18 protein-coding genes are annotated in these 24,610 nt (G+C 67.4%); 11 read left to right on the forward strand and 7 right to left on the reverse strand.

All coding sequences use genetic code 11. From position 1 onward, the window contains the following. Positions 1–18: 18 nt before the first annotated feature. Together AAGI46_00850 and AAGI46_00855 are read right to left on the reverse strand one after the other, a co-directional pair. Positions 19–984 (reverse strand): FAD-dependent oxidoreductase, encoded by a 966-nt coding sequence (locus AAGI46_00850; GenBank protein ID MEM1010747.1) that lies wholly within the window; start codon positions 982–984, stop codon positions 19–21. 36 nt (positions 985–1,020) lie between these two features. Further along, complete coding sequence (locus tag AAGI46_00855) at positions 1,021–1,323, reverse strand: hypothetical protein (GenBank protein MEM1010748.1); 303 nt, start codon at positions 1,321–1,323, stop codon at positions 1,021–1,023. A 208-nt stretch (positions 1,324–1,531) separates the two neighbouring features. On the opposite strand from AAGI46_00855, the gene AAGI46_00860 reads away from it, so the two are divergent. The 6 genes from AAGI46_00860 to AAGI46_00885 all read left to right on the forward strand — a co-directional run bounded on the left by AAGI46_00860 (position 1,532) and on the right by AAGI46_00885 (position 10,109). Continuing rightward, positions 1,532–3,295, forward strand: coding sequence for a hypothetical protein (locus AAGI46_00860; GenBank protein MEM1010749.1), 1,764 nt, complete (start codon positions 1,532–1,534; stop codon positions 3,293–3,295). Next, positions 3,292–5,238 (forward strand): hypothetical protein, encoded by a 1,947-nt coding sequence (locus AAGI46_00865; protein ID MEM1010750.1) that lies wholly within the window; start codon positions 3,292–3,294, stop codon positions 5,236–5,238. Before AAGI46_00860 ends, AAGI46_00865 begins: the two co-directional genes overlap by 4 nt. A gap of 94 nt (positions 5,239–5,332) precedes the next feature. Then, complete coding sequence (locus tag AAGI46_00870) at positions 5,333–7,216, forward strand: hypothetical protein (protein MEM1010751.1); 1,884 nt, start codon at positions 5,333–5,335, stop codon at positions 7,214–7,216. Between the two features lie 39 nt (positions 7,217–7,255). Continuing rightward, the gene (locus AAGI46_00875; GenBank protein MEM1010752.1) at positions 7,256–8,260 is read left to right on the forward strand and encodes a metal-dependent hydrolase; all 1,005 of its coding nucleotides are present in this window, start codon (positions 7,256–7,258) and stop codon (positions 8,258–8,260) included. Beyond that, positions 8,257–8,862 carry a DUF4190 domain-containing protein gene (locus tag AAGI46_00880; protein ID MEM1010753.1) on the forward strand — a complete coding sequence of 202 codons (606 nt, stop codon included), beginning with the start codon at positions 8,257–8,259 and terminating at the stop codon, positions 8,860–8,862. Before AAGI46_00875 ends, AAGI46_00880 begins: the two co-directional genes overlap by 4 nt. Positions 8,863–8,939: 77 nt before the next feature. Further along, complete coding sequence (locus tag AAGI46_00885; protein MEM1010754.1) at positions 8,940–10,109, forward strand: 5-(carboxyamino)imidazole ribonucleotide synthase; 1,170 nt, start codon at positions 8,940–8,942, stop codon at positions 10,107–10,109. A gap of 64 nt (positions 10,110–10,173) precedes the next feature. Here the strand turns inward: AAGI46_00885 and AAGI46_00890 are convergent, their stop codons facing one another. Further along, positions 10,174–10,638: a DinB family protein gene (locus AAGI46_00890; protein ID MEM1010755.1), complete on the reverse strand. Its 465-nt coding sequence runs from the start codon at positions 10,636–10,638 to the stop codon at positions 10,174–10,176. Between the two features lie 330 nt (positions 10,639–10,968). Between AAGI46_00890 and AAGI46_00895 the strand changes: the two genes are divergently transcribed. After that, complete coding sequence (locus tag AAGI46_00895) at positions 10,969–11,241, forward strand: DUF2283 domain-containing protein (protein ID MEM1010756.1); 273 nt, start codon at positions 10,969–10,971, stop codon at positions 11,239–11,241. An 84-nt stretch (positions 11,242–11,325) separates the two neighbouring features. After that, positions 11,326–11,943 carry a chromophore lyase CpcT/CpeT gene (locus tag AAGI46_00900; GenBank protein MEM1010757.1) on the forward strand — a complete coding sequence of 206 codons (618 nt, stop codon included), beginning with the start codon at positions 11,326–11,328 and terminating at the stop codon, positions 11,941–11,943. 11 nt (positions 11,944–11,954) lie between these two features. Here AAGI46_00900 and AAGI46_00905 read toward each other — a convergent pair whose 3' ends face one another. Together AAGI46_00905 and AAGI46_00910 are read right to left on the reverse strand one after the other, a co-directional pair. After that, positions 11,955–13,064, reverse strand: coding sequence for an aminotransferase class I/II-fold pyridoxal phosphate-dependent enzyme (locus AAGI46_00905; GenBank protein ID MEM1010758.1), 1,110 nt, complete (start codon positions 13,062–13,064; stop codon positions 11,955–11,957). Between the two features lie 21 nt (positions 13,065–13,085). Continuing rightward, positions 13,086–16,754, reverse strand: coding sequence for a calcium-binding protein (locus AAGI46_00910; protein ID MEM1010759.1), 3,669 nt, complete (start codon positions 16,752–16,754; stop codon positions 13,086–13,088). Positions 16,755–16,894: 140 nt separating this feature from the next. Here AAGI46_00910 and AAGI46_00915 point away from each other — a divergent pair, with 140 nt between their 5' ends. Beyond that, positions 16,895–18,247, forward strand: a complete 1,353-nt coding sequence (locus AAGI46_00915) for a nucleotide sugar dehydrogenase (GenBank protein MEM1010760.1) — start codon at positions 16,895–16,897, stop codon at positions 18,245–18,247. Positions 18,248–18,265: 18 nt separating this feature from the next. Here the strand turns inward: AAGI46_00915 and gcvP are convergent, their stop codons facing one another. Further along, a complete protein-coding gene (gene gcvP / locus AAGI46_00920) occupies positions 18,266–21,181 on the reverse strand; it encodes an aminomethyl-transferring glycine dehydrogenase (protein MEM1010761.1) in 2,916 nt (971 codons plus the stop codon). A gap of 257 nt (positions 21,182–21,438) precedes the next feature. Between gcvP and AAGI46_00925 the strand changes: the two genes are divergently transcribed. Both AAGI46_00925 and AAGI46_00930 read left to right on the forward strand, forming a co-directional pair. Next, the gene (locus AAGI46_00925) at positions 21,439–22,728 is read left to right on the forward strand and encodes a competence/damage-inducible protein A (GenBank protein MEM1010762.1); all 1,290 of its coding nucleotides are present in this window, start codon (positions 21,439–21,441) and stop codon (positions 22,726–22,728) included. Continuing rightward, on the forward strand, positions 22,725–23,681 hold the full coding sequence (locus AAGI46_00930) for an alpha/beta hydrolase (GenBank protein ID MEM1010763.1): 957 nt from the start codon (positions 22,725–22,727) through the stop codon (positions 23,679–23,681). Before AAGI46_00925 ends, AAGI46_00930 begins: the two co-directional genes overlap by 4 nt. A 280-nt stretch (positions 23,682–23,961) precedes the next feature. On the opposite strand, the gene AAGI46_00935 is transcribed toward AAGI46_00930, so the two are convergent. Further along, the gene (locus AAGI46_00935) at positions 23,962–24,444 is read right to left on the reverse strand and encodes a response regulator (protein ID MEM1010764.1); all 483 of its coding nucleotides are present in this window, start codon (positions 24,442–24,444) and stop codon (positions 23,962–23,964) included. Positions 24,445–24,610 lie beyond the last annotated feature (166 nt).

A 24,610-nucleotide genomic window follows, 5' to 3' on the forward strand; every position in this document is an offset into this window, starting at 1 on the left:
AATCGGCTGCTGTGCTGCTCAACTTAGCGCTTCTGCGACCCGCGTCGCCCCGGCCGTGCCGCTGCGCCAGGCCGCCTCGACGCCGTCCCCGAGCAACCAGTCGCCTGCTACTACAAATCGGCCGTTTTCCTCAGAAAGACAAGGCATGCCCACCGGCGTCGGCGTGGTGACAAAGCGCCACCGATGGGCCACACGATGCGCGGGCGGCTGGGTCATGCCGAGGACCGCGGCAACGTGTCGCGCTGCCTCGGCCGCGATCTCCTCCGGCCGCGCTTCGAGAAATTGCTCGCTGAAGTCGTGCGTCAGATGCACAGCCCACGCACCATCGCCCGCGCGGATCAGTCGCTCGATCGGACCGCGTCGCACGTGAGCAAGGCCGAAGTCGGCTTCGTCGGATTCCCACGCGACCATCGCCGCCCACGTCGGCCGCATCGTGACCGACTCGACCTTGGCAGCAAGGTCCGGATGGGCTTCGCCGACAATGGCCGGGACTTGCGGTGCTGGGCACGTGAGAACGATCGCGTCGAAGCCGTCGATCGCAGGCTGATCCTGGAACGCCAGCCGGCCCGAGCCGGCCTCGGTGACGTGGTGTTTCGGATGAAACGTCACGCCGGGCGTGGCCGCGAGGTGTTTGGCGATGGCGTTGATGGCCGGCGTGCCGGTGACGAACCGCGTCGGATCCTCGGTGACGCCATCGCCGTCGATGAGCACCGCCCGGCCAGCGAAGGCCGTCGCGACGCCGGCTTGCTTCCATGCCTCGACGGCATTGCGGAATTCAGGATCGGTCGCTTCGAAGACCGCGCAGCCGTGGTTGAAGACGATCGGCCTTCCCGCGACCTCCGCCCGGCGGACGCTGGTCCGCCCGCCCGGCCCGCGGGCCTTATCGAAGACATCGACGCGGTGCCCCCGCCTCGCTAGTTCGGCGGCGGCGGTCAGTGCTGTGATTCCTCCACCAGTTATCGCGACGCGTGGGTCCGTGCTCACGCTGAACCGTACTCCAGCAAGCGACGCGAACTTCGACTACCCGACGCCCGCACGGCACCAGGGGCACGTGCAATCGCTGTCGTCTTCGTGCAGATGACAGTGCTCGTCGGGGTCGCGGGCCTTGTCCATGACCGGACAACCGCAGCCGGCGTCGCGATCGGGGGCAGCGAGTGGCCGGTGCTGCATCGGTCGGCCGCAGTGATTGAGGCCGCCTTCGCGGACGTGCAACGGACACGCCTGACAGGCGGCATAGCGGGTCGTCCAGGCCTCGTAGACGGGCAGGGCGTGCAGGCTCCGCAGACGCGACTTGGCAAACTTCGTCGCAGCCCGGCTCCACACAGCGACGGGGCGACCTTTGCGTCGCCGCGTTCGTTCGAAGGCCGTCGGGCCACCTGAGCAACCAAAGCACGCCACTGGAACTGGATCGGCGTTCACGCGTCTTTGGCTCGAACGGGCGTGTTACGCTCGAACGGGCAACGCGGCTTGCCCACGGCGTCGGGAGGCGGACAATGCTCCACCGGCTGCCCCGCGGCCGGGCGGGACCTTCATGCTCTTTCGTGCCGAGCCACCTCTGTCCTCCGCCACCCAGCCCGCCGTCGAGGCCGGGCAACCCTCTCCGCAGACGCTCGTCGACTGGACGCCGAGCTGGGCGCCGATCGTCCTGAAGCTTCGACCGTGGCTCGTGGGCGTGTGGCTGCTCGTGCACCTGGCCGCGTTCAACGGGCAGTGGCGCATCGGCTTGGACTCGGCGCAGTACCGCGCCATCGGTCACTCCCTGGCGATCGGCGAGGGCTATGCGGTCCTGGGCGAGTCGCACGACAAGGTCTATCCCGGCCTGCCGATCCTGCTGGCCGGGCTGGAGCGTGCCTTCGGCCCCGACGCCGTCTGGCCCGGCATCGTGACGATGCTGCTGATCTCAGTCGGCGTCGTGCTGCTGACGTATCGCCTGATGCGCAGCGTCCTGCCCGACTGGGCGGCAACGATCGTGGCGGCGGGAGTGGCGTTTAACTGGCGATTCGTGCAGCAGGGGCACGAGCTGATGACAGACCTGCCGTTCCTGCTGGGCGTGATGATCGCCTTGGTCGGACTAGAGGCCGTGGTCGGTGGGCCCGGACGGACCGGCATGCGGTCGACCAGCTGGCCCAAGATCGCCGGCTGGCTCGTCCTGGCAGCCGTCGGCTTCGTGCTGGCCTTGTCGATGAGGCCGACGGCCTGGGTGCTGGCGGTCGCGGCAGCGCTCTGGGCGACGGGCATCGCGATCGCCGGACTCCGCTCGCGCGAGACCGCCCAGCGGCGTCGCGGCATCGCGGAGGCAGTGACGCTCTGCGTCGTCGTGCTGACCGGCATCGTCTTCAGGCTCTTCGACCCACGCTCGGCCCTGAGCGATCGAGGCAGCTACGAGCGCGAACTGCTCGAACGGCTCCAACAGCTCGTCAACGAGCCGAGCCTCTGGCTCGATCGATTCCCAACCATCGCCATCGAGATCTTCGACCAGGACATCGCCCGGCTCTTCTTCGGCGAGCGAATCGAAATCCTCAACGTCGTCTTCACGATCTCGATTCTGGTCGGCGTTTTTCTTCTGGCCGTGCGTCGTGACGACCCGTCGCTGCGTCGGCCGCTGTGGACGCTGGTGGTCGCGGTGTTGATGGGCACGCTGTTCATGCTCAGCAGCGAGGCGCGCTACTGGCTGATGGTCCTGCCGATCCTGTGGGTCGGCTGGATGTTGATCGTCTTCCGCACCGGCGTCCGCTGGCTGGCAACGATGCGCAGTCGCAGCGTGTTTGCCGGCGTCTTGATCGCCGCGGTGTTCGTCGGCAACGGCATCCACATCGGCAAGCTCATCTACGAGCAGCGATCCACACCGTTCCTGCGGCACTACAAGGACGGCGTCTACGCGCCGCTGGCGGAGTTCGCCCAGCTCATGAAGACCGACACGCCGCCCGACGCGATCTTCGTCGGCCCGCAGGCACCGGTGCTGAGTTACCTGAGCGAGCGCCGCGTCCGCAGCCAGCGCGACCTGAACTTCGGCGAGATCACGGATCGGGTCGATCGGCTGCTCACGCTCCGCGACAGCGACGCGACGTGGATGGTCTTCCCGTACAACCCGTACAAGCCCAAGGATTACAACATCGGAGCGCTCATTCGTGACGGCGCGCTCTATGCCGCCAACCTGCGGCAGGAAGACGGCATCCTGCTCGAACTCCGCGACACCGACGGCACGATGCGCACGTGGTGGGCGGCACCGTTCTTCATCGACGAGTTGCAGATTCCCGAGAGCGAGCGAAGGCGTTTGAAGTCGGAGGACCGATGACCTCGGCCGGTGCTGCGTCGGCCACGGTGCCGGGCGGGCACCGGCGATGGGACGTCCCAGCCGCGATGGCGGTCGTGCTGCTCGTCTTCACGCTCGTCCACAATCCGTACTGGGTGCCCACCGGCGACGGCGAGGTCTTTCTGACCGCCGCCCGCAACCTCGCCAGCGGCGACGGGCTGACGTACCTCGGCGAGCCACTTCGCATCGTCGCACCCGGCTGGCCCGCGACGCTCGCAGGTTTGCTGTGGCTCGGCGACGGACGGATCGTCGTCATGAAGCTGGCACAGATCGCGTTCATGGCGATCGGGCTCTTCGCTTGGCTGATGGCGTTGCAGCGTGGACGGACGCGGCACGTCGCGGCCGGGAGTGTGATGCTGGCGGCGATCGCCTCGCCGCTCTATCCGCTGACGTTCTGGCCGCATTCGGACGCGATCTTCGTCGCCTTCGCCGGCGGGTCGGTCTGGGCGGCGGCGATGTTCCGTGCGACGGGGCGATGGCGGTGGCTCGGGCTGACGTGTGGACTCCTGGCGGTCGGCATCGCGATGCGCTGGGCGGGTCTTCCCTTTGCCGTCGTTCCAGCTGCGATCTGTGTTGGCACGCGGCGCGGCGGCAAGCTCGCGGCGGGTATCACCGGCGCGATCGCGGTCCTGCTCACCGGGGCCATTGCGTTCGGGCTGGTCCTCTCGCTAGTGCGCTCCGGAACGCTCATCCCGCTGGCGACGTCCGTCACGCCGTCACTGTTCGTTCGCGAGATTCCGGAGATGTCGCTCATCAGCGAGGTCTGGTTTCGCCTGCAACGCCTGCCCGACTGGGTCGGCTGGACACTGTTTGCCCCGATGCGCTTCCTAGGCTTCGGCGGCGGCGGGGCGATCGGCGAATGGCTCAACCGCAGCGTCGGCTGGCTCGCCGTCCTCCTGCTCGCGACGGCAGCGATCGTCGAAGCCCGACGTGGCCGATGGCTGTTCCTCGGCGTGCTCGCCTATGTCGTTGGCCTCGCAGCAGCCTGGCCCTTCCCGAACTCGCGCTACCTCGTCCCGATCCTGCCCGGCCTGATCGCGGGCATCCTCGTCGCGCTGCATTGGGCCGCCTCTTCGCGCGAAAGCCCTGCCCTTTTGATTTGCGTTGCCGGACTCGGAGGAATCGCAACCCTCTTTTTCCCTTTCGAGGCGCTTCCGCTGCCCTCGTGGCTCTGGTGGCTCCGGCCCTTGCTTGACCTCTTCAGCTCCGTTGCCGGACTCGATCTTCTCGCCGGATTTACAGTCACGGTTGCAATACTCGCTTCGGCACGTGGGGGCATGAATCGCTGGCATCCGATCCGCGTTCTGGAGCCAGTAACACGCGTCACGTTCATCGCGATGTTCGTCCTCGTCAACGCGGCCATGTGGGCGACGGACGTCTGGATCGCCCGGTCCGGCGACGCCGACACGTACTACGCCCGTTACGAGGCCGGCCTGCATTGGAACCTGATGGCCGTCGCCGACGAGCTGGCCGACAGCGAAGGTTCGATCGCCGTCAGCGAGCGGTATGAGAACCTGAATGAACGCTGGGACTACCAGCACGCCGAGCGCGTCGTCGCGTACATCGCCGATCGCCCGTCGACGCCGGTGCCCGGGCCGCTGACGGGTTGGAGTGTCAAAAAGCTCCAGCAGTGGGCCCGCGACAACGACGTCGCGTGGTACGTCCACCAGAACCCGACGGTGCCGGGCCGCGTGTGGCACTTCCGCCTGACGCCCGACGAGCACGCGGCCGTCACGCAGCGCGAACGTCCCGGCCCGCGCGAGTGGCAGTTCGAGCTGTATCGCATGCAGAACTTCGCCGGCCCCGACGAGCCGCCGCGGAAGTGGCTCACGCCCCACGTCACGCCACCGCTTGTGGGCGATCGGCTCCACGAGATCGCAACGCGCGTCCCCCACTGGCCCGGAGGCGAGCGCGATGACCGCTGAGGAACAGACGACGCCGAAGCGGAAGCTTCGGGTTCCGGATCGTTCGGACCCGAAGCTCCCGCTTCGGTGTTCTGGGGAAGACACGTCAATCTGTTTGCCAACGGACGCGAAGCCCTTCGCCGCCGCCGTGCTCGCGGTCGCGACGGCGCTCTTCCTGACCTACCACGGCTACTGGACGCCCGGCGGCGACAGCGACCTCTACGCCGCCGTGGCCCGCAACCTTGCCCGCGGGGACGGGTTCACCTACGCCAATGAGCCGGTCAAGATCATCCCGCCCGGCTGGCCAATCGTGCTCGCCGGGCTCATGCGGTTCAGCGTCGAGATGGGGTTCTTGAAGCTGGCCCAGATGCTGATGCTCGGTGTGGGCTTGCTGCTGCTCTACCCGGTCCTGCGCCGCTACGCCTCGCCACGCCTCGCCGCGACCGGCGTCGGGCTGACGGCCTTCATGCACCCGGTCTACCCGCTGGCGACGTGGATGCACACCGAGCCGCTCTTCGTCCTCCTCGGCAGCGGGGCGATGCTGACGGCGACGCTCTTTTCCGAACGCGGACGCTGGCCGTGGCTGATGGCGACGGTCGTTCTGCTGTCGGCATCGGTGTTTGTCCGCTACTCGGGCATCTTCGGCTGGATCGTCGTCGCGGCGATCCTGGCGAGCCGCGTCGACGTCCGCTGGTCGCGCCGGCTCGGGCCGATGGCGATCTCGGGTGTGACGACGATTGCGACGTTGGCGTTGCTGCTGTTCGTCATTCGTCCGACGACCGAAGCTGGGCCGGACTTCGTCGATGAGACCGACCCTAATCGCACGACCGAGTTCGTCCTCGACAACGCACTCCCGCCGTCTGACCCGCTGGCGACGCGCCCATCCGAAGCCCGTCCGGACCTCGATGAGGCCGCCGTCGTCCAGGAGTCCCGCGGCCACGGCAACCCGTTCACGTCGAACGACCGCTCGAACCTCGCCATCGAGTACGCGACCCGCGTCGCCAACACCGGCTTATGGGCGAGCTGGGCGCTCTTCTACCCGTCGCGGTTTGCTTCCGGCCTGCCGGGTTTGAACGTCGTCGTCGCGATCATCGGCTGGCTCGCCCTGGCGGCCGTGGCGGTGACGGCCGGTCGCTCGTTGCGGAAAGGGCACTACCTGCCGCTGGGCGTCTTGGCGTTCGTCGCGACGTTCGCGTTGCTCTGGCCGAACCCGAACGCGCGCTACCTCGTGCCGGTGCTGCCGTTGCTGGTCGTCTTTGTCTGGCAGGGTGTGACACGACGCGCCGAGACCGGCCCCTCCGTCATCCCGAGCACAGCCGAGGGACCTCGCCCGACTTCCGGTGACCGTCCAGACGAGGTCCTTCGGCTCGCTCCGCTCGCTCAGGATGACGGGGGGGCCGGACGACGTCGGCAGTGGGGCGTGGTCGCCTTCGCCGCGATGCTCGTCGTCGCCAACGCGCCGTTGTTTCTCGTCGACGCGACGCTGGCCAAACGGCCTTCGCTGTTGCCGGGGCGTTTCGAGGCCGGCCACGCCGCAACACTCGTCGCAGCCGCCGATCACATGCGGCAGGCCGACGTCGCCGACGGCCAAGTGGCCGTCAGCAACCGGCACATCAACTTCGACAAGATCCGCCCGCTACCGACCGGCTCTCGAGCGGTCGTCGTCCTGCTCGACGTCGCCCCACGACCCATGCCCGGCCCTGTGCCCGACGAGCCGTGGGACCCGTGGCTGGCCGTCTGGATGAGCGAAACCGGCACACGCTTCTACCTCTACCAAGAGCCGGCGATCCCGTGGCGGCTGTGGCACTTCACGCTGCCCGAGCCGATCTTCGAGCGGCTCTCGGGTCGCGAGGTCGACGAGCCCCTGGGCGGCTGGCAGCTGTGGGAGCTGGTCGACAGTGACGTCCCCAAGCTTCGTCGAATCGAGCTCGAGCCCACCTCGATCGACGCGTGGCCCCACGCGATTCCGCAACGAGCAACTGCGTCCAACCTGAGGTAGCTGCGGTGCTGCCGCTCGTTTGCTCTCGTATACTTTTGCGTGGATCCGATCTCGCAGGGTGTCGTCGGTGCGATCGTGACGCATGCCGCGGTGGGGCATCGCCTGCCCCGAGCTGCTGCGCTTGTCGGGATGCTCGCGGGGATGGCACCCGACCTCGACATCTTCTTCCCGACCTTCGGCGACGTCACCGCCGACTGGTACTGGCACCGTGGCCCGACGCACGCCATCGCGTACATCCCACTGGGAGCCCTGATCGTCTGGGCCGTCATGCTCATCTTTCCGTTCGCGCGGAAACACAAGGGCGCAACCTATCTCGCCGCGCTCGTCGGCACCGCGACCCACGGCCTACTCGACGCGCTCACCAGCTATGGCACGATGCTCCTGTGGCCCTTCGCCGACACACGTGTCGCGTGGGACATCATGCCGATCATCGATCCGATCTTCACCGTCACGCTGGTCCTGGTGACGATCGTGGCCGTCATTCGCAAACGCTGGACGTGGTCCGTGGGCGGTAGCGTCTTCATGGTGGCGTACCTCGGCTTCGCGCTGGGCCAGCACACGCGCGCCTTCGACGCCGCCCGCACCCTCGCCGAGTCGCGCGGTCATGACGGCGATCGCTTGCGTGTGCTGCCAGCACCGACGGCGCTCTCGCTGTACCGCGCGATCTACGAACACGACGGCCAGCTCCACGTCGACGCTGTCTTCACGCCGTACTTCTTCGGTGAGTCGCGCGTTCTCGAAGGCACCTCAGCCGCGATCATGCGTCCGGGTGATCTGAGTCTGGACGCCGAGCAGCAACGCCACTTCGACCGGTTCCGCTGGTTCTCGCAGGACACGCTCGTTCAGCCGTCGTATGCCGAGCCCAGACGTCTCGGCGACGGCCGCTACAGCAGTGAGGCAGCAGGCTTCAATCCGCTGTGGGGCCTGGACTTCTCCGGCGGCACGACGCGACGTTTCTTCGGCCGAGGCGACATCGACGCCGGCGAACTGATCGACGCGATTCTCGGCAAAGACGACCGATTCGTGTACAACGCGACGCCATGAGCCAACTGCCGCCAGGCCCGCCGCAATCTGTCCCATACGGCACGCCCGCAACGGCACCACAGGCCAGCGGCCTGGGCATCGCGTCGCTCGTCCTGGGCATTCTGGCGCTGCTCGCGATTTGCGTCTGGTTCGTCTCGCTCCCGATGGCCGTGATCGGGATCGTGCTAGGCATCGTCAGCTGGAGCACCGCAGCCAAGGACCCGCGCATCGCCAAGGGCATGCCCGTCGCCGGAACGGTCCTCAACGCGATCGCACTCTTGCTTTACGTGATCATCTTCGTGATCGTCGGCATCATCTTCGCGGCCGCCGGGACTGCCGCCGTTGAGATTGCCGAACGCGCCGAGGCCGAGATCGCCGCCGCGGACGATCGCCAGACGGTGATCGACGAAACTCAAACCGCCGGCGACGAAGCGCTGGCCGCCGCAGCGGAAGCCGGCCTCGACCCAGCCGTCCTCGCCGCCGCACGGCGCGACTTCGAACAGCAGATCACCCGCATCCAAATGCCCGGCAAAGACCTCGAGACGGCCAAAGACGAAGCCACCACCGCCCTCGACGACCTCGCCGCAGCGATCGAAAACGCCACGCCAGCAACAGCAGACTGACTCGCCTTCGGCGATCCGCCTTCTCCCCTCTGACCTTCCTCCCTCATCCCTCCTGCTTCATCCCTTCCGCCGCCCCCATCCTCCCCGGCAGCCGCATCGGCATCCTCGGCGGGGGCCAGCTCGGCCGGATGTTCGGCATCGCCGCACGACGCATGGGCTATCGCGTCCACGCGCTCGACCCGTCGCTCGACTGCCCGGCCGGACAGGTCGCCGACGTCGAGATCAATCGGCCGTACGACGACCTCGACGCCGCACGCAACTTCGCCAACCACTGCGACGTCGTCACGTTCGAGTTCGAAAACGTCCCGGCCGAGACGCTCGAAGCGATCGAGGCCATCACGCCCGTCCGCCCGTCGCCGTTCGTCCTCCACACGACCCGGCACCGACTTCGCGAAAAGACCTTCCTCAAAGACCACGGCATCCCGCACGCCGTCTGGCGCGAGTGCAACACGCCCGCCGACGTCGCGGCCGCGTCGAAGGAACTCGGCGAAGGCATCCTCAAAACCGCGCTCTTCGGCTACGACGGCAAGGGCCAGTCACGACTCCCGGCCACGGCTCCGCTCGAAACCTCCGAGGCCGCATGGCAGAAGCTCGGCGATCCCCCGGCCGCGGTGTTCGAACAGCTCGTCCCCTTCGTCGCCGAGGTCAGCGTCGTCCTCGCCCGGACGAATACCGGCGAAGTGAAGTCCTTCCCTGTCGGCCGGAACGACCACGCGGGCGGCATCCTCGACGTCACGACCGTTCCCAGCGGCTTGGGCGAGACGATCGAACAACGGGCGATCGACGTTGCGACGGATGTCGCCGTCGCCCTCGACGCCGTCGGCCTGATCGCCGTCGAACTCTTCGTCGTCGAAGACCTCCACGGCGGCGGTGGCACGGACCTGCTCGTCAACGAGATCGCCCCCCGCACCCACAACTCCGGCCACTGGACCTTCGACGCCTGCGTCACCAGCCAATTCGAACAACAACTCCGCGCCGTCTGCGACCTGCCGCTGGGCGACACGAGCCTGACGGCCGGGGGTGTCGCCATGGCCAACCTCCTCGGCGACCTCTGGCAGGGCGGCGAACCCGACTGGCCCGCCGCGGTGGCAGACCCGTCGATCAAGCTCCACCTCTACGGCAAGACAAGCGCCCGCCCCGGCCGCAAAATGGGCCACCTCGTCGTGACCGCAGACACCCCCGACGAGGCCCGCCAACGCGTCCTTGCAGCCCGGAAGTCGCTCGTGTCGTCGGAACCCGCTGGCTGAGCAGCGTCATCGCTTCCGACTTTCCAACAGCACGGCAACGTCAGCCGCTCGGACAAGTGCGCTGTCAAGCCCCGATGCGGCCGGCGCGTTGCCATTTGCGGAGCACCTGGATTTCGCCCTGGTGGCTCGCCTCGTCGTGCATCGCGTGGATGACCTGCCGGGCCCGCTTCTGGTTGGCCTCGCCGGCGGGGTTGACCGACGCGGGCTCGATCGCGAGCAGGTCGATCAGCCGGGTCTTCTGCCGGGTGAGCCGGTCGATCAGCTCCTGCCGGGTCGCCCAGTCGGTCGTCTCGGTCGGCGAGCGGCAGTCCATGCCGTACGTCTTGGCCCAGCCTTCCGGCAGCTCACTCTTCCCCGTCGCCTTTTCGATGATCACCCGATCCGCAACCCACAGACAGTGCCCGGCGTGCCACGTCAGATGATTCTGCAACCCCGGCACCGGCGTCCGCATCTCGTCATCGGCCGTCTTCTCGAGCTGCCGAATCGTCCGCGACCGAATCTCATCGACGACGAGCTGAAGGTGGTTCATGGCCGTCACGGTAGCGGCGGGCGCATTGTGATCACTTTCACGGGAATGTAGTCTGTCGTCTCGATGCCACCGAAGCCCGAGTGGTGGGACTGGGAGCTGGAGCTTTCACCTCACCTGCTCAAGCGAATGAGAGACAGGGCCTTCGACGAAGTCGATCTCCGAGTCATGCTTGAAGCTGCCACCGTGTGGAGCCCAAGCGATACGTCGGGACGCTTCGTTATCGCCGCTCGACATTCGGGTCGGCCGTGGGGAATCGTCGTCGAGCCAGATGAAGAGGATCGGCTTCTCGTTGTCATCACTGCTTATCCAGTCACATAACTCCAAATCGACATGAAGGGCCGTTATCTCGAAGTCACGTACCGGAAAGGCAAACCGCTGGCGGCGTACCTCTACCTGCCGCGTCGAGATGGCGACACCGTCGCCCGCAGCGAACCGGCAGCAGCAGAGATGGTGGTCGATTACACGGCGGACGGTCGGGCGATCGGCGTGGAGCTTCTGGCACCGGTGACGATGCGGCTTGATCAGTTGAACCATGTGTTGTCCGGACTGGGTGTTGACGATCTCACCCCGCAGGACGCCAGCCCGCTTCTCGCCGCAGTCTGAGTACGGAGGCGTCAGCTTCGGCTGGAGCCGCGGCAGGCTGTGCGTGGTCGTCAGGGGCGACGGACGATCCGGTACCATTCGCGGATGCTGAACACCCTGCTGCTCGTTCTCCTGGGCTTTGCTGCGCCCGCGACGTTGCCAGCGGAGGCGAACAATGACGTCGAGACGGTCGCGGCGTGGTTGACCGGGGACTTCAGCAGTGCGGAGCAGGCGGTGGAGGATGGGCGGTACTTTGCCATCGAGTTGCACGTTCGGCCGATCTGGGTGGAGCGGGAGGATGGGCCGTGGTTGTACGTCGAGCAGGCGGCGGCTCAGGCGGTTGAGCGGCCGTATCGGCAGCGGGTGTACCGAATCCTGGCGAACGAGGCTCAAGTGGCGAGCGTCGTCTACACGTTGCCCGGGGATCCGCTGCGGTTTGCGGGGAAGTACCGGACGCCTGAGGCGTTTGACGTGTTGTCGCCCGACGATCTGGTGTTGCGCGAGGGGTGCACGGTCTACCTGACGCGGGAGGGCGATGCGTTCGTCGGGGCGACGCGCGGGACGGGGTGTCGGTCGACGCTGGCCGGGGCCGCGTACGCGACCAGCGAGGTGGCTCTCCTCGCGGACGAAATCACCAGCTGGGACCGCGGGTACGACCAGGACGGCACACAGGTCTGGGGCGCCGAGGCCGGGCCGTATGTGTTCAAACGGCTTGAGCCGTAAAGCCGGTGGTGCTACGAGGCAGCGTCGCGGAGTCGCTTGCAGCCCACGATCAGTCGCTCGTCAGGCAGGCCGAAGCTGAGGCGGAAGTGGGTGTCCTTGGCGGAGAAGACGCTGCCGGGAATGACCAGCACGTTCTTCTCGATCATCCGCTCAGCGAACTGCATTGCGGTCTGACTCTCGGGCACCTTCGGGAAGGCGTAGAAGGCGCCATCGGGGTGTTCGATCTCGAACGTCTCCCCGAGCTCTGACATCACGATGTCGCGCTTGCGGCGGTAGGCGGTGATGTGGTCGTCGACGGGGATGTCCAAGGCGGCCAGGGCGGCGTGTTGGAAGGGGGACGGGGCGCAGACGAACGTGTACTGCTGCAGCTTGATCATTTGCTCGGCCACCTCGCGCGGGGCGATCGCGTAGCCGAGACGCCAGCCGGTCATGCCGTAGGTTTTGCTGAAGCCGCGAAGCAAAATCGTCTTCGGCCAGAGATCGGCGATGGACGGGACGGTCGTCGCTTCGCCATACAAAAAGGGCACATAGATCTCGTCGCTGACGACGAGCAGGTCGTGCTTTTTGGCCAGCTCGGCGGCGGCACGGACTTCGGCCTCGGTCATCATCACGCCTGTCGGGTTGCTGGGCGAATTGAGGATGAGCAGCTTCGTCCGCGGCGTGATGGCGGCCTCGACCTTGGCGGCGTCGAAGCGGAAGTCGGGGTAGCTGTCGACCGGCACGCTCTTCCCGCCGGCTATCGTGACGAGGTGGCGGTACATCACGAAGTAGGGGTCGAGAAAGACCACCTCGTCGCCGGGATTGACGGTCGCCAGGATCGAGAGGAACAGGCCGCCCGAGACGCCGCTGGTGACGAGCACGTTGTCGACGTCGCACGCGTGGTCGCTCGCGAGGCGTTCGCGTAGCGGGGCGATGCCCTGCGTCGGCGTGTACCGGTTGTGCCCGTCGCGGATGGCCTGGATGGCGACGTCCTTCGCCTCGTCCGGCACGTCGAAGTCGGGCAGGCCGATGGAGAGGTTGATCGGATCCTTGAGCTTGGCCGCGAGGTCGAAGACCTTGCGGATGCCAGACGCATCGACGCCGAGGGCGCGTTCGGAAAGGTGGGCGGCGAGGTCGCGCATGACCCACTTTAAGCCGCGGAACTAGGCCAGGCCGGTCAGATCGAGCAGTCGTCGGACGCGGCCTTCGGTGTCGTCGCCGTCGCTGAAGAGACCGCGGTCGATGCTGAAGTCGTCGAAGACGAGGCGGTCGACGGAGCCGTCGTTGGCGGTCAGGCCGGCGGGGAGGAAGAGGTCAGGGCCGTCGTCGCCGATGAGGGTGTCGGCCCCGTCGTCGCCACGAAGGACGTCGGGGCCGGCACCGCCACGAATGAGATCATCGCCGTCGCCACCCGCGAGCCAGTTGCGCTCGTCGTCGCCGGTCAGGACGTCGTCGAACGCGGTGCCCTGGACGTTGGCGAAGGTTCCGGCGATGGTGCCGAAGCCGGCGGAGGTGTTGAGGATGCTGGCGGTCGCGCGGAGATCGATCATCACGCCTGCCGGGGCGTCAGCGAAGGTGAGGTCGTTGGTGCCGCCGGTGTCGACGAGGACGTCGGCACCGAGGCCGGCCGCGAGGGTGTCGTTTGCCTCGGCCGAGCGGAGGCTGTCGTCGCCGAGGCCGCCGTCGAGGAAGTTGCCGTCGCCGGTGTTGGCGACGAGCGTGTCGTCGCCCTCGCCGCCGAGGAGTGCAGAGCCGCCAGCGTCGAGGCCTTCGAGAGTGTCGTTGCCGGGTCCGCCGTCGATGCGGAGAAAGCCGCGGATGTCGTCGTCGCCGGTGCCGCCGAGGGCGACTTCGATGTCGCTGGCGAATCGTCCGCCACGTTCGAGGACGAGGTTCGCGGTGGACTCGCGGTAGTGGACGATGTCGCCGCCCGCGCCGCCGGAGACGGTGTCGTTCTCGTCGGTGGTCAGACCGGGCAGGAGCAGGTCGTTGTCATCGCCGCCTTCGAGCAGGTCGTCGCCGGTGCCGGCGCGGAGCGAATCGCGGCCGCCCTGGCCGAGGAGCGTGTCGTTACCCGAAAGGCCATAGAGCCGGTCCGTTCCTTCGCCAGCTTCGAGGCTGTCGTTGCCCGCGCCACCGGCCAGCGTGTCACTTCCGAGACCGGTGCGAAGGGTGTCGTCGCCAGTACCGCCGTCGACAAAATCATCGCCGGCACCGGTGAGGAGCACGTCGTTGCCGGTGCCGCCGAAGAGCGTCATCGGCGTGGTCGCGTCGGACATGTCGATGACGTCGTCGCCGGCGGTGCCGATGACCGACTCGACATCGGACTCGGCCCGGGTGTTGCTGGTGGGCGAGAGGTCGAGCGACGGCAGCGAGGAGAAGTCGGCGACGTCGAAGTCGGTGCCACCGCGGACGGTCGTGAACGGCGACTGGACGAGGAAGCGGTCGTTGCCGGTGCCACCGTCGAGGTCGCCGCTGCCGATGATGACGTCGTCGCCCGGACCCGCGAGGACGGCGTCCGCGTTGCTGCCGTCGGTGATGATGCGGTCGTTGCCGCTGGCTCCGACAAGCTCGTTGCCGGAGCTGTCGGCGGAGGTGAGGGTGTCGTCGCCGGAGCCGCCGTTGAGGGTGCCGGCACCTTCGAGGTCGTCGTCGCCGCTGGCGCCGATGAGGCTGTCGTCGCCGCCGTTGCCGACGAGGGTGTCGTCGCCATCGTCGCCGAAGAGCGTGTCGCTGCCGGTGGTGCCGATGAGGCTGTCGTTGCCGGTGCCTGCGGTGACGGACTCGACGCCGGCGAGCGTGAGCGTCGGGCCGCCGCTGGCGATAAGCGTGCTGTTCGCGAGGTTGACGACGAGGTTGTTCGTGACGGCCGAGAAGTCGACGGCGTCGTTGCCGGAGCCAGCGTCGAGAGTCGAGTCGGGGTTATCGGTGACGACCAGCGTGTCGTCGCCCGCTCCGGCGATCATCTCGACGCTGCCGTCGGCGGTGAGCGTGTCGTTGCCGGTCCCGGTGACGAGGACATCGATCGAGCCGTCGAGGTCGTCGAACTCGCCGGCAGAGCCGTCGTTGGCGAGGTTGTCGAGCGAGAGGGCGACGTCGGTCGATCGGCCGGAGTAGTCGGCGGTGTCGCGGCCGGTGTCGCCGACGAGCCGGTCGTTGCCGGTGTCGGCGAGGAGGGTGTCGTCGCCCTCGTGGCCTTCGAGCAAGTCGTCGCCGCCTCGTCCGCCGAGGCGGTCGTTGCCGAGTCCGCCGTCGAGCGTGTCGGACGCAGCACCGCCGAAGAGCGAGTCGTCGCCGTCGCCGCCGCGGAGTGTCGTCGGGAGGGTGAAGGCGCTGTCAACGTCGATGAGGTCTGCCCCGGCCGAGGCTTCGACTGTGACGTTGGCCACGGCATTGAGTGGGAAGCTCGACGAGTCGATGCCGAGCGTCGCGACGACGTTGCCGCCGGTGATGGCGAGGGTGATCTGGTCGTTGCCGGGCGTGCCAACGACGCGGAGGGTCTGACCGTCGAGCGTCGCAAAGGCCGGTGGCGGCGGGGCGGGATCGGAGACGTCAATCTTGATCAGGAAGACGTCGTCGATGCCTTCGAGCGCGTCGTTGCGTCGGCCGACGAGGACCGCGTTGCCGTCGTTGTCGAGCGTGGCGTCGAGGACGAGGTCGGTGGCGGCACCGGCGTCGATGCGGACGCCGTCGGGCAAGTCGGGCGTGTCGGACAGGCCGTTGCTCTGGACGAGTCGGACGGCAGGGTCGATCTCGCCGTCGCTTGTGCCTTCGGAGTAGCCGGCGACGACGATGGTTCCGTCGTCGAGGACGGACGCGTCGGCGACGACGTTGCTGAAGCCGAAGCCCGAGCCGCCGGGCAGGTTGACGAAGTTGTTGAAGACGAGGCTGCCGTCGGCGTCGAAGGAGGCGAGCCGCGACTCGCCGTCGTCTTCGGTGATGCCGATGACGGGTCCGCCGGCGGGCGAGATGTCGAGCGAGGTCGCCGAGAAGAAGTCGAGGCTGGAGAAGGGCACGATCGCCTCGCCGGCGTCGCCGAAGTCGGCATCGAGCGTGCCGTCGCCGGAGATCGCATAGGCCGACGAGCGTTCGGGCTTGGCGGCGAAGCCGAAGGTCGCCTGATCGATCTCCTGCACGTCGACCAGCACGAGCAGCCGGGCCGCGTCGTCGGCTGCCGGGAAGGCGCGGACGGCTTCGACCCGGACGCCGCCGACGAGTTGTTCGTCCAGGGCAAACAAGTCGGTCGTCGAGACGATCACTCCGTCGGCCGTGAGCCGGACGACCGACGCCGCCTCGTCGTCGGCGCTCGGGTTGCCCGCAGCGATGAGCGAGCCGTCGGCGAAGCGATCGATGACCGGGCGGAAGGGCAGGTCGAGCCGGCCGGTGGTGGCGAAGGTCGGGTCGAGTCCGCCGGTCGGCAGAAGGCGAAGCAGTTCGCCGGTGTCGCCGTTGGCGCGGGCGACGAGGAGGTTGCCGTCGGGCAGCGGCAGGAGGTCGGTGACGTTGGCCGACGGTCCGCGGGCAGGCAGCTCGATGATGCCGTCACCGCCGAAGGCCGTGACGAGGTCGCCGTCGGCGTCGAGCTTGACGACAAACTCGCTCGCGACGGTGCCGGTGCCGTCGAGCGCGAACCCGCCGGCGAAGATCGAGTCGTCCTCGGCAACGGCAACTTCGAGCAGGGCCTGATTCGAAGCGCCCGGCTGCAACTCCAACGCCACGACGCCTGCCGTGCCGAAGCTCGTGACGGCCTCGCCGACAGCGAGCAACCGACGGGCCTCGACGGGTTCGATCGGGCTACTTCGGGATGCGTTGCGTCGATTGGAGGTGGACATCGCAGCAGGGCAAGGCAGCGGGCGGGTCGGAGAGCCAGTGCACGCTATTCGATGTCCTCCGCTCCTGTCGCCGACAAAACCGCCTTCAGGTGCGTGTGGCGTCGACCAGGCGAGCCGGTTGGCCGATACAGTCGGCGACAATGACTCAGCCGGCACCCACGGCAGACCATCCCGAACTCTCCGCCGTCGCCAAGGCCTTGCGACACAAGATCGACAGCGGCCAAGGCGTGGTCGGTGTCGTCGGGCTGGGCTACGTCGGCCTGCCACTGCTGGCGGCGTTCCATCAGGCTGGGTTCACGGTCGTCGGCTTCGACAAGGATCCCGCGAAGATCGAGGCGCTCCATCGCGGCGAGAACTACCTCGGCCACCTCGGCAAGTCGCTGGTCAGCGACATGCTCGGCAGCCGGTTCGACGCGACCACCGACCACAGCCGCCTGGGCGAGTGCGACGCGATCCTCGCTTGCGTCCCGACGCCGCTCGGCAGGCATCTGGAGCCGAACCTGTCCTATGTCCAAAACGTCGCCCGTGACGTCGGCAAGACGCTCCGTCCGGGGCAGATCATCGTCCTGGAAAGCAGCACCTATCCACGGACCACACGGGACGTAATGCTGCCGTTGTTCCAGAAGTCGGGCCTGAAACTCGGTGAAGACTTTTTCGTCGCCTACTCGCCGGAGCGGGAAAACCCCGGCAGCAAGGACTTTTCGACCGCCACGATCCCCAAGCTCGTCGGCGGCCTGGATGTCGTCAGCGGTCTCTTGGCCAAGGAGCTTTACGCCCGTGCGATCCGGGCCGAGATCGTCCTCGTCGACTCCGCAGAGGTCGCCGAGGCGGCGAAGCTGCTGGAGAACATCTACCGGGCCGTCAACATTGCGCTGGTCAACGAGATGAAGGTCGTGCTCGACTCGATGGACATCGACGTCTGGCAGGTCGTCGACGCAGCCAAGAGCAAACCCTTTGGTTTTCAAGCGTTTTACCCAGGCCCGGGGCTCGGCGGGCACTGCATTCCGATCGACCCGTACTACCTCACCTGGAAAGCCCGCGAGTACGGCCACGCGACGCGGTTCATCGAACTCGCGGGCGAGGTCAATCGGAGCATGCCGCAGTTCGTGGTCGACAAGACGATGCTCGCCCTCAATGACGCCGGCAAAAGCGTCCGCGGCAGCCGGATTCTTGTGCTGGGCCTGGCGTACAAGCCCGACGTGGATGACGTCCGCGAGTCACCCAGCTTCGAGCTGATCGAACAGATCGAACACCTCGGCGGCCTCGTCGACTACCACGACCCCCACGTCCCCAAGACGCCGTCGATGCGCCACTACGCCGTCGACAAGGCGAGCATCGATCTCACGCCCGCGTCGGTCGCGTCGTACGACTGCATCGTCGTCGCCACCAACCACACGGCGATCGACTGGCCGATGGTCGCGAAGGAGGCGACGCTGATCATCGACACCCGAAACGCCTTAGCCGGCCTGGGCGGGAACGTCGTCAAGGCGTGACGCACGTCCGCCAGCCGGTCACGCAAAGTCCTCGATCGGCGGGCAGGAGCAGACGAGGTTGCGATCGCCGAAGACGTTGTCGATCCGACCGATGGCGGGCCAGAACTTGTTCCGGCGAGTCGCTTCTGAAGGAAACGCTGCAATTTCCCGGGAATATGGACGATTCCACGCCTTGGCCGAAACTGCCGCCGCCGTGTGCGGGGCGTGCTCCAGCGGGTGATCGTCCCGCGGCCACTCGCCGCGTTCGACCATCGCGATTTCCTTACGAATCGCGATCATCGCGTCGCAGAACCGGTCCAGCTCCTCGAGATCTTCCGATTCCGTCGGCTCGATCATGAGCGTCCCAGCGACCGGCCAGCTCATCGTCGGGGCGTGGAACCCGTAGTCGATCAACCGCTTAGCGACGTCCTCGACGGTCACACCCGCCGACTTGTCGAAGGGCCGGCAGTCGATGACGAACTCGTGGGCGACCCGGTTGTTGTCGCCGACGAAGAGCACGTCGAAGTGCCCATCGAGCCGCTTGGCCATGTAGTTTGCGTTCAGGATGGCGACCTCGCTCGCACGCCGCAGACCCCGCGGCCCGGTCATGGCCAGGTACATCCAGGAGATCGTCAGGATCGACGCGCTGCCGACCGGTGCGGATGAAACGGGGTATGCGCCCGTATCCAACGGCGACCCCGGCAGATACCCGCCAAGCTCAAGAGTTGCACAAATCGGACCCATCCCCGGCCCGCCGCCGCCGTGGGGGATGCAGAAGGTCTTGTGGAGGTTCAGATGGCAAACATCTGCACCGAAATCGCCGGGGCGGCACAGACCGACCTGCGCGTTCATGTTCGCGCCGTCCATGTAGACGAGTCCGCCGCGATCGTGGACGGCATCGCAAAGTTGCTTCACGTGCGCCTCGAACACGCCGTGTGTCGACGGGTAGGTGAGCATCATCGCCGCGACCTTCCCTTCATTCGCGTCGGCCTTCTTGACGAGGTCGTCGAGGTCGACGTCCCCGTTGCCGCGGGTTTTGACCACCACGACCTTCATTCCGGCGATCACGGCCGACGCGGGGTTGGTGCCGTGCGCCGAGTCGGGGATGAGGCACACGTCCCGGGCGTCGTCGCCCTGGGCCTCGTGGTATCGCTTGATGGCGAGCAAACCGGCATACTCGCCTTGAGACCCGGCATTGGGCTGCAGGCTGACCGACGGCAGGCCGGTGATCTCGCCGAGCCAGCTGCGCAGGTCGCTGCACATCGCGTCGTAGCCGCTGGCTTGCTCGGCCGGGACAAACGGGTGGAGGCTGCCGACCTCGGGCCAGCTGACCGGCAGCATCTCGCTGGTCGCGTTGAGCTTCATCGTGCACGAGCCCAGCGCGATCATGCCGTGGACGAGACTGAGGTCTTTCCCTTGTAAACGCCACAAATAGCGCGTCAGCCCGTGCTCGGAGTGGTGCTTGTTGAACGACGGGTGCGACAGGAACTCGCTTTTGCGCTCCGCCCAGCCGAGCGGGACGGCCCGCATGCTCTCGGCCGCCAGCTCGGCGACGTTGAGGCGGAAGGTGCTGCCGCCGGCGAAGCACTCGATCAGCCGACGCACCTCGTCGGCGTCCGACTTCTCGTCGAGCGTGATGCCGACGCGACCATCCCCAAAATCCCGGAGATTGAACCCTTCCGCCGACGCCGCTGCCAGGATGCCCTCGACCGGCAGGCCCTGCGGCTCGATCGTCACCGTGTCGAACACCGGCCCGCCCGAGACGACGTGCCCCAGCCGCTGCATGCCGGCACTGAGCGCCGACGTGAGCGCCCGCACGCGACCCGCGATCCGCCTGAGCCCGTCCGGCCCGTGGTAGACGGCGTACATCGCGTTCATCACGGCCAAGAGCACCTGGGCCGTGCAGATGTTGCTCGTGGCCTTCTCGCGGCGGATGTGTTGCTCCCGGGTCTGCAGGGTGAGCCGGAACGCCGTGTCGCCGTGGGCGTCCTTGGAAACGCCGACCAGTCGGCCGGGCATGCGACGGGCGTACTCCTCGCGGCACGACATGAACGCCGCGTGCGGCCCGCCGAAGCCCAGCGGCACGCCGAACCGCTGGGCGTTGCCGACCGCGATGTCCGCGCCCCATTCGCCGGGCGGCGTGATGAGCGTGCAGGCCACCAGGTCCGTCGCGGCGATCATCAGTCCCCCGGCCTCGTGCACGGCCTCCGCCAACTCGCCGTAATCGCGGATCGCCCCGTCTGTCGCTGGATACTGGACCAGCACGCCGAAGACGCCTTCGAGGTCGACGTCCTTGGTGACGTCCGTCACGCGCAGGTCGATGCCCATCGACCGCGCCCGCGTCGAGACGACGCCCAGCGTCTGCGGATGACAGTCGGCGGCGACGACGAACGTATTGGCCTTCTTCCCCTTCAGCGACTTTGCCATGGCCATCGCCTCTGCCGCGGCCGTCGCCTCGTCGAGGAGCGAGCTGTTCGCCAGCGGCAGGCCCGTCAGGTCGGCGACCATCTGCTGGAAGAGCAGCAACGCCTCCAGCCGGCCCTGCGAAATCTCCGCCTGGTAGGGCGTGTAGGCGGTGTACCAGCCCGGGTTTTCAAGCACGTTCCGCTGGATGACAGCCGGCGTGATCGTGTCGGCGTAGCCCATGCCGATCAGGCTGCGCCGCACCGTGTTCTTCGACATCATCTCCTTCAGCCGTGCCAGCGCCGCCGGCTCGGACAGGCCTTCTTCGAGCCCGTCGAGTTGCAGGTCGCGCTCCAGCCGAATCGCGTCGGGCACGGCCTGCCGCATCAGCTCGTCGAGCGAGTCGACGCCCAACGCGTCCAGCATGTGCCGCATCTCGGCCGCGTCGGGTCCGATGTGGCGTGTGACGAACCGATCCTGCCCGCCGAGCCAGGCCTCGGCGTCTTCGGTCGGGGACGAATCATGAACGACGTCGGCGTCAGCAAGCGTCATGGGTGACCAAGCGTACGAGCGCTCGGTGCCAGACCGTTTCAGATCGGTGCCATCGCCCCCCTCCGTCATCCCGAGCGCAGCCGAGGGACCTCGTCTGGTTCCGCCGGTTCGTTCAGACGTGGTCCCTCGACTCGCTTCGCTCGCTCGGGATGACGGGTGTTCTCAAGCGAAGATCCCCCAGACTTCCCGACCGTCCGACGCGAGCCCCGAGCGTGAGTGACGTCCGCAGCGACCGAGCGGGCGCTACCGTGCGAGCAATGTCGGAAACCCGCTCACCCGTCGCCCGTGTGCTCAGCATCGGGGACGAAATCACCAGCGGGCTCACCGTCGACACGAATACCGCGTGGTTTTCCAGGGAACTCGCGAGCCTCGGCGTCCGCGTCGTCAGCCACGAGAGCACGAGCGACGACCAGCCGGCGATCGAGGCAGCGATCAAACGACTCGCCCGCGGCACCGACCTCCTCGTCATCAGCGGCGGCATCGGGCCAACGCCCGACGACCTGACCCGCGAGGCCCTCGCAGCCGTTGTCGGCCAGCCCGTCGTCATCAGCGAGGCCTGGATCGACCGCATCCGCCAGATCTGGGCCAAGCGCGGCAAACAGATGCCCGACGCCAACCGCAAGCAGGCCGGCTATCCCGAGGGGACCGAGCTGCTGGACAATCCCGTCGGCACCGCGGCCGGGGTGTTGGCCGACGTCGACGGCTGCCGGGTCGTCGTCGTGCCGGGCGTGCCGAAGGAAGCCAAGGCGATGTTCGACAAGCACGTCCGCCCGCTGGCGACGAAGCTCGCCGCCGACGCGGGCGGGCACGTCCTCCGGATGCGGGCCCTGCACACCTTCGGGCTGGGCGAGAGCGACGTGGCCGAACGGCTCGGGCCGGTCCTTGAACGCGGGCACTTCGGCGACGAGCTCGACGTCGGCACCACCGCCAGCAGCGGCGTCGTCAGCGTCCGCTGCTACGCCCGGGCCGAGACGACCGAGCATGCCGACAAGCTCCTCGACGACGTCGAAGCGACCGTCCGCGAGAAGCTGGGCCACGTCGTCTTCGGCACCAACAACGACACGCTGCCGAGCGTTCTTGTCGACTTGCTAAAGGAAAAACGCCAGACGCTCGTCACGGCCGAGAGCTGCACGGGCGGACTGATCGCCAAACTCGTCACCGACGTCTCAGGCAGCAGTGCCGTCTTCGACCGAGCGTTCGTCACCTACACCAACGACAGCAAGGCCCAACTCGTCGGCGTCGATCCGGCGACGATCGAGGAGCACGGTGCCGTCAGCACCGAGGTCGTCGAGCAGATGGCGACCGGAGCTCTGAAGAGCGCCGGCGATGTGGCACTCAGCGTGTCGGGCGTCGCGGGTCCGGGTGGCGGAACCGAGGCCAAGCCGGTCGGCACCGTCTGCATCGGCATCGCGTGGAAAGACGGCGTCGCGGCCAAGCGGTTCGGCTTTCACGGCGATCGTGAGATGGTTCGCCTGCGGAGCGCCCTCATGGCGTTGGGCATGCTGCGACGGCACCTGCTCGGGTTGGACCCGCTGGAACTGGCATGACGACCCTCGCCACGAACGGCTATGCCACGTCGGTCTGGCCGTTCGTGTCGGCGGCGTTGCTGGTGCTGGCGTCGGGGCTTGGGACATGGCTGCTGTCGATCTGGTGGACTGGCCGATTGATCCACCGGCCGCCGCGACTGACGCCGGTGCGTGCCGCGTACCGGCTGGGGCGATCATCGCCGACGGACCTGGATCTGGCGTACGAGGAGCTGTCGTTCGACGTGGCGGACGTGCCGGGATCGACCAGGACGATCCGGCTGCTGGGCTGGTGGATTCCGGCGAAGGTGCCGTCGACGAAGAGCGTCGTCCTGCTCCACGGCTACGGCGACTCGCGAGCCGGGACGCTGCCGTGGGTCGTGCCGTGGCATGACGCGGGCGTGAACGTGCTGCTGGTCGACCTGCGTGCCCACGGCGACTCGGGCGGCCGGCGGTCGTTCGGCGGGACGGTGGAACGGGCGGACGTCGTCCAACTCGTCGGCGACCTGCGCCTGAGCCGGCCCGACGAGACGGCCACGCTGTTCCTGGCGGGCGTGAGCTTTGGCGCGATGACCGCGGCCGGTGCGGCGACACGTCTGGAAGGGCTGGCAGGTTTGGTGCTCGACTCGCCGATCGACGACTGGAAGTCGGCCACGAAGCGGTGGGGCCAGCTTTTCAGCCTGCCACCGGCCGGGCGATTCGCGCATCGCGTCCGCATGTGGATGGCCGACGGCAACGACCCGGATCGGCTCGACACCGCACGCGACATCGCAACGGCCAACGTGCCGACGCTGGCGATTTTGCCGACGTCCGACGTCCTGCTCCCGGCGGACCCGCGCGCCGACGTCGCCACCGCGGCGAAAGCGACTCCACACGGCGACGCGTGGCTCCCAGACGTCGGTCACAACGAATCGATCGTCGCGCTGCACGACGCGTACGCGGATCGCTTAAACCGGTGGTTGCAAGTGGTCGCGTGATTCCCATCGGGAAGCAAGGCTCCATGCTCCCACCGTTTAGCGGTGAGCGCTAGCGAGCCTCCGGTCCTCACAGAGAGGCTCGAATGCGATCACCGCTAACCGAGAGATACCGCTCGCCTGCTCGCAGTGGAGCAAGACGAGGTCCTTCGACTTCGCTAACGCTCTGCTCGGGACGACGGAAGCGCTCAAGCGCTTTGGACTGCGTGCAGGATGATCGAAACGACTGACACGCAAGCGAAAAACCTCGCTTGAACCAACGCGTTAATGACGCGTCCCCGCCTCACGCCATCGGTGGGGGGAACTCGCTGGTCGACCAGTAGGCGTCCAGCGCTGAAACCAGCTCCGCGAAGGCCTCTTGCCCGACGGGCTTGATGAGGTAGCCGGCGACGTTTCGGCGATACGCCTCGGCCTTGTCCTCTTCGATGTCGCTGGAGGTCAAGACGACCACGGCCGTGGTGCGGAGGTGGTCCTGAGAGCGGAGTTCGCGCAGGAAGTCCAGGCCGCTGACGCGTGGGAGGTTGAGGTCCAGCAGTACCAGCCGGCGCTCTTCCGGCAGCCGAATCTCAGGATCCTGGTTGGCCAGGACACTCAGGGCACGCTCGGCGTCCTCGACGACCTCCAGACGGTGCGACAGGCCCGCCCGCTTGAAAGCGCGGCGGATATTCATGACGTCGATGTCGTTGTCCTCGACGAGCAGGACGTTGAGCGTGCGCGTGCGGGACCTGGCGGCAGGGGCAGTGAAGGTGTCGACGGCTTGAACCATGGTGTACAGCGGTGATCTCGGCGGTCGTGGTGCAAGCAGCGGACCAGTCGCCGCAAAATTCCGCAGACCTGTTCCGGCATCGACGGCGTTGCTCGGCAAGTTGAACGCCGATGCGCGTTATGGGCCTGTTCTGGCTGGAAATCACGGTGCGACGTGAGTCGACTGC

Source organism: Planctomycetota bacterium, from assembly GCA_038746835.1.
Classification (GTDB): Bacteria; Planctomycetota; Phycisphaerae; order Tepidisphaerales; family Tepidisphaeraceae; genus JBCDKH01.

What these genes read in the sequence shown, in the direction of transcription:
- AAGI46_00860 (MEM1010749.1), top strand. Translation starts at nt 1,532, where the DNA reads ATGCTCTTTCGTGCCGAGCCACCTCTGTCCTCCGCCACCCAGCCCGCC.
- AAGI46_00865 (MEM1010750.1), top strand. Translation starts at nt 3,292, where the DNA reads ATGACCTCGGCCGGTGCTGCGTCGGCCACGGTGCCGGGCGGGCACCGG.
- AAGI46_00880 (MEM1010753.1), top strand. Translation starts at nt 8,257, where the DNA reads ATGAGCCAACTGCCGCCAGGCCCGCCGCAATCTGTCCCATACGGCACG.
- AAGI46_00890 (MEM1010755.1), bottom strand. Translation starts at nt 10,638, where the DNA reads ATGAACCACCTTCAGCTCGTCGTCGATGAGATTCGGTCGCGGACGATT.
- AAGI46_00895 (MEM1010756.1), top strand. Translation starts at nt 10,969, where the DNA reads ATGAAGGGCCGTTATCTCGAAGTCACGTACCGGAAAGGCAAACCGCTG.
- AAGI46_00900 (MEM1010757.1), top strand. Translation starts at nt 11,326, where the DNA reads ATGCTGAACACCCTGCTGCTCGTTCTCCTGGGCTTTGCTGCGCCCGCG.
- AAGI46_00905 (MEM1010758.1), bottom strand. Translation starts at nt 13,064, where the DNA reads ATGCGCGACCTCGCCGCCCACCTTTCCGAACGCGCCCTCGGCGTCGAT.
- AAGI46_00910 (MEM1010759.1), bottom strand. Translation starts at nt 16,754, where the DNA reads ATGTCCACCTCCAATCGACGCAACGCATCCCGAAGTAGCCCGATCGAA.
- AAGI46_00915 (MEM1010760.1), top strand. Translation starts at nt 16,895, where the DNA reads ATGACTCAGCCGGCACCCACGGCAGACCATCCCGAACTCTCCGCCGTC.
- gcvP (MEM1010761.1), bottom strand. Translation starts at nt 21,181, where the DNA reads ATGACGCTTGCTGACGCCGACGTCGTTCATGATTCGTCCCCGACCGAA.
- AAGI46_00925 (MEM1010762.1), top strand. Translation starts at nt 21,439, where the DNA reads ATGTCGGAAACCCGCTCACCCGTCGCCCGTGTGCTCAGCATCGGGGAC.
- AAGI46_00930 (MEM1010763.1), top strand. Translation starts at nt 22,725, where the DNA reads ATGACGACCCTCGCCACGAACGGCTATGCCACGTCGGTCTGGCCGTTC.
- AAGI46_00935 (MEM1010764.1), bottom strand. Translation starts at nt 24,444, where the DNA reads ATGGTTCAAGCCGTCGACACCTTCACTGCCCCTGCCGCCAGGTCCCGC.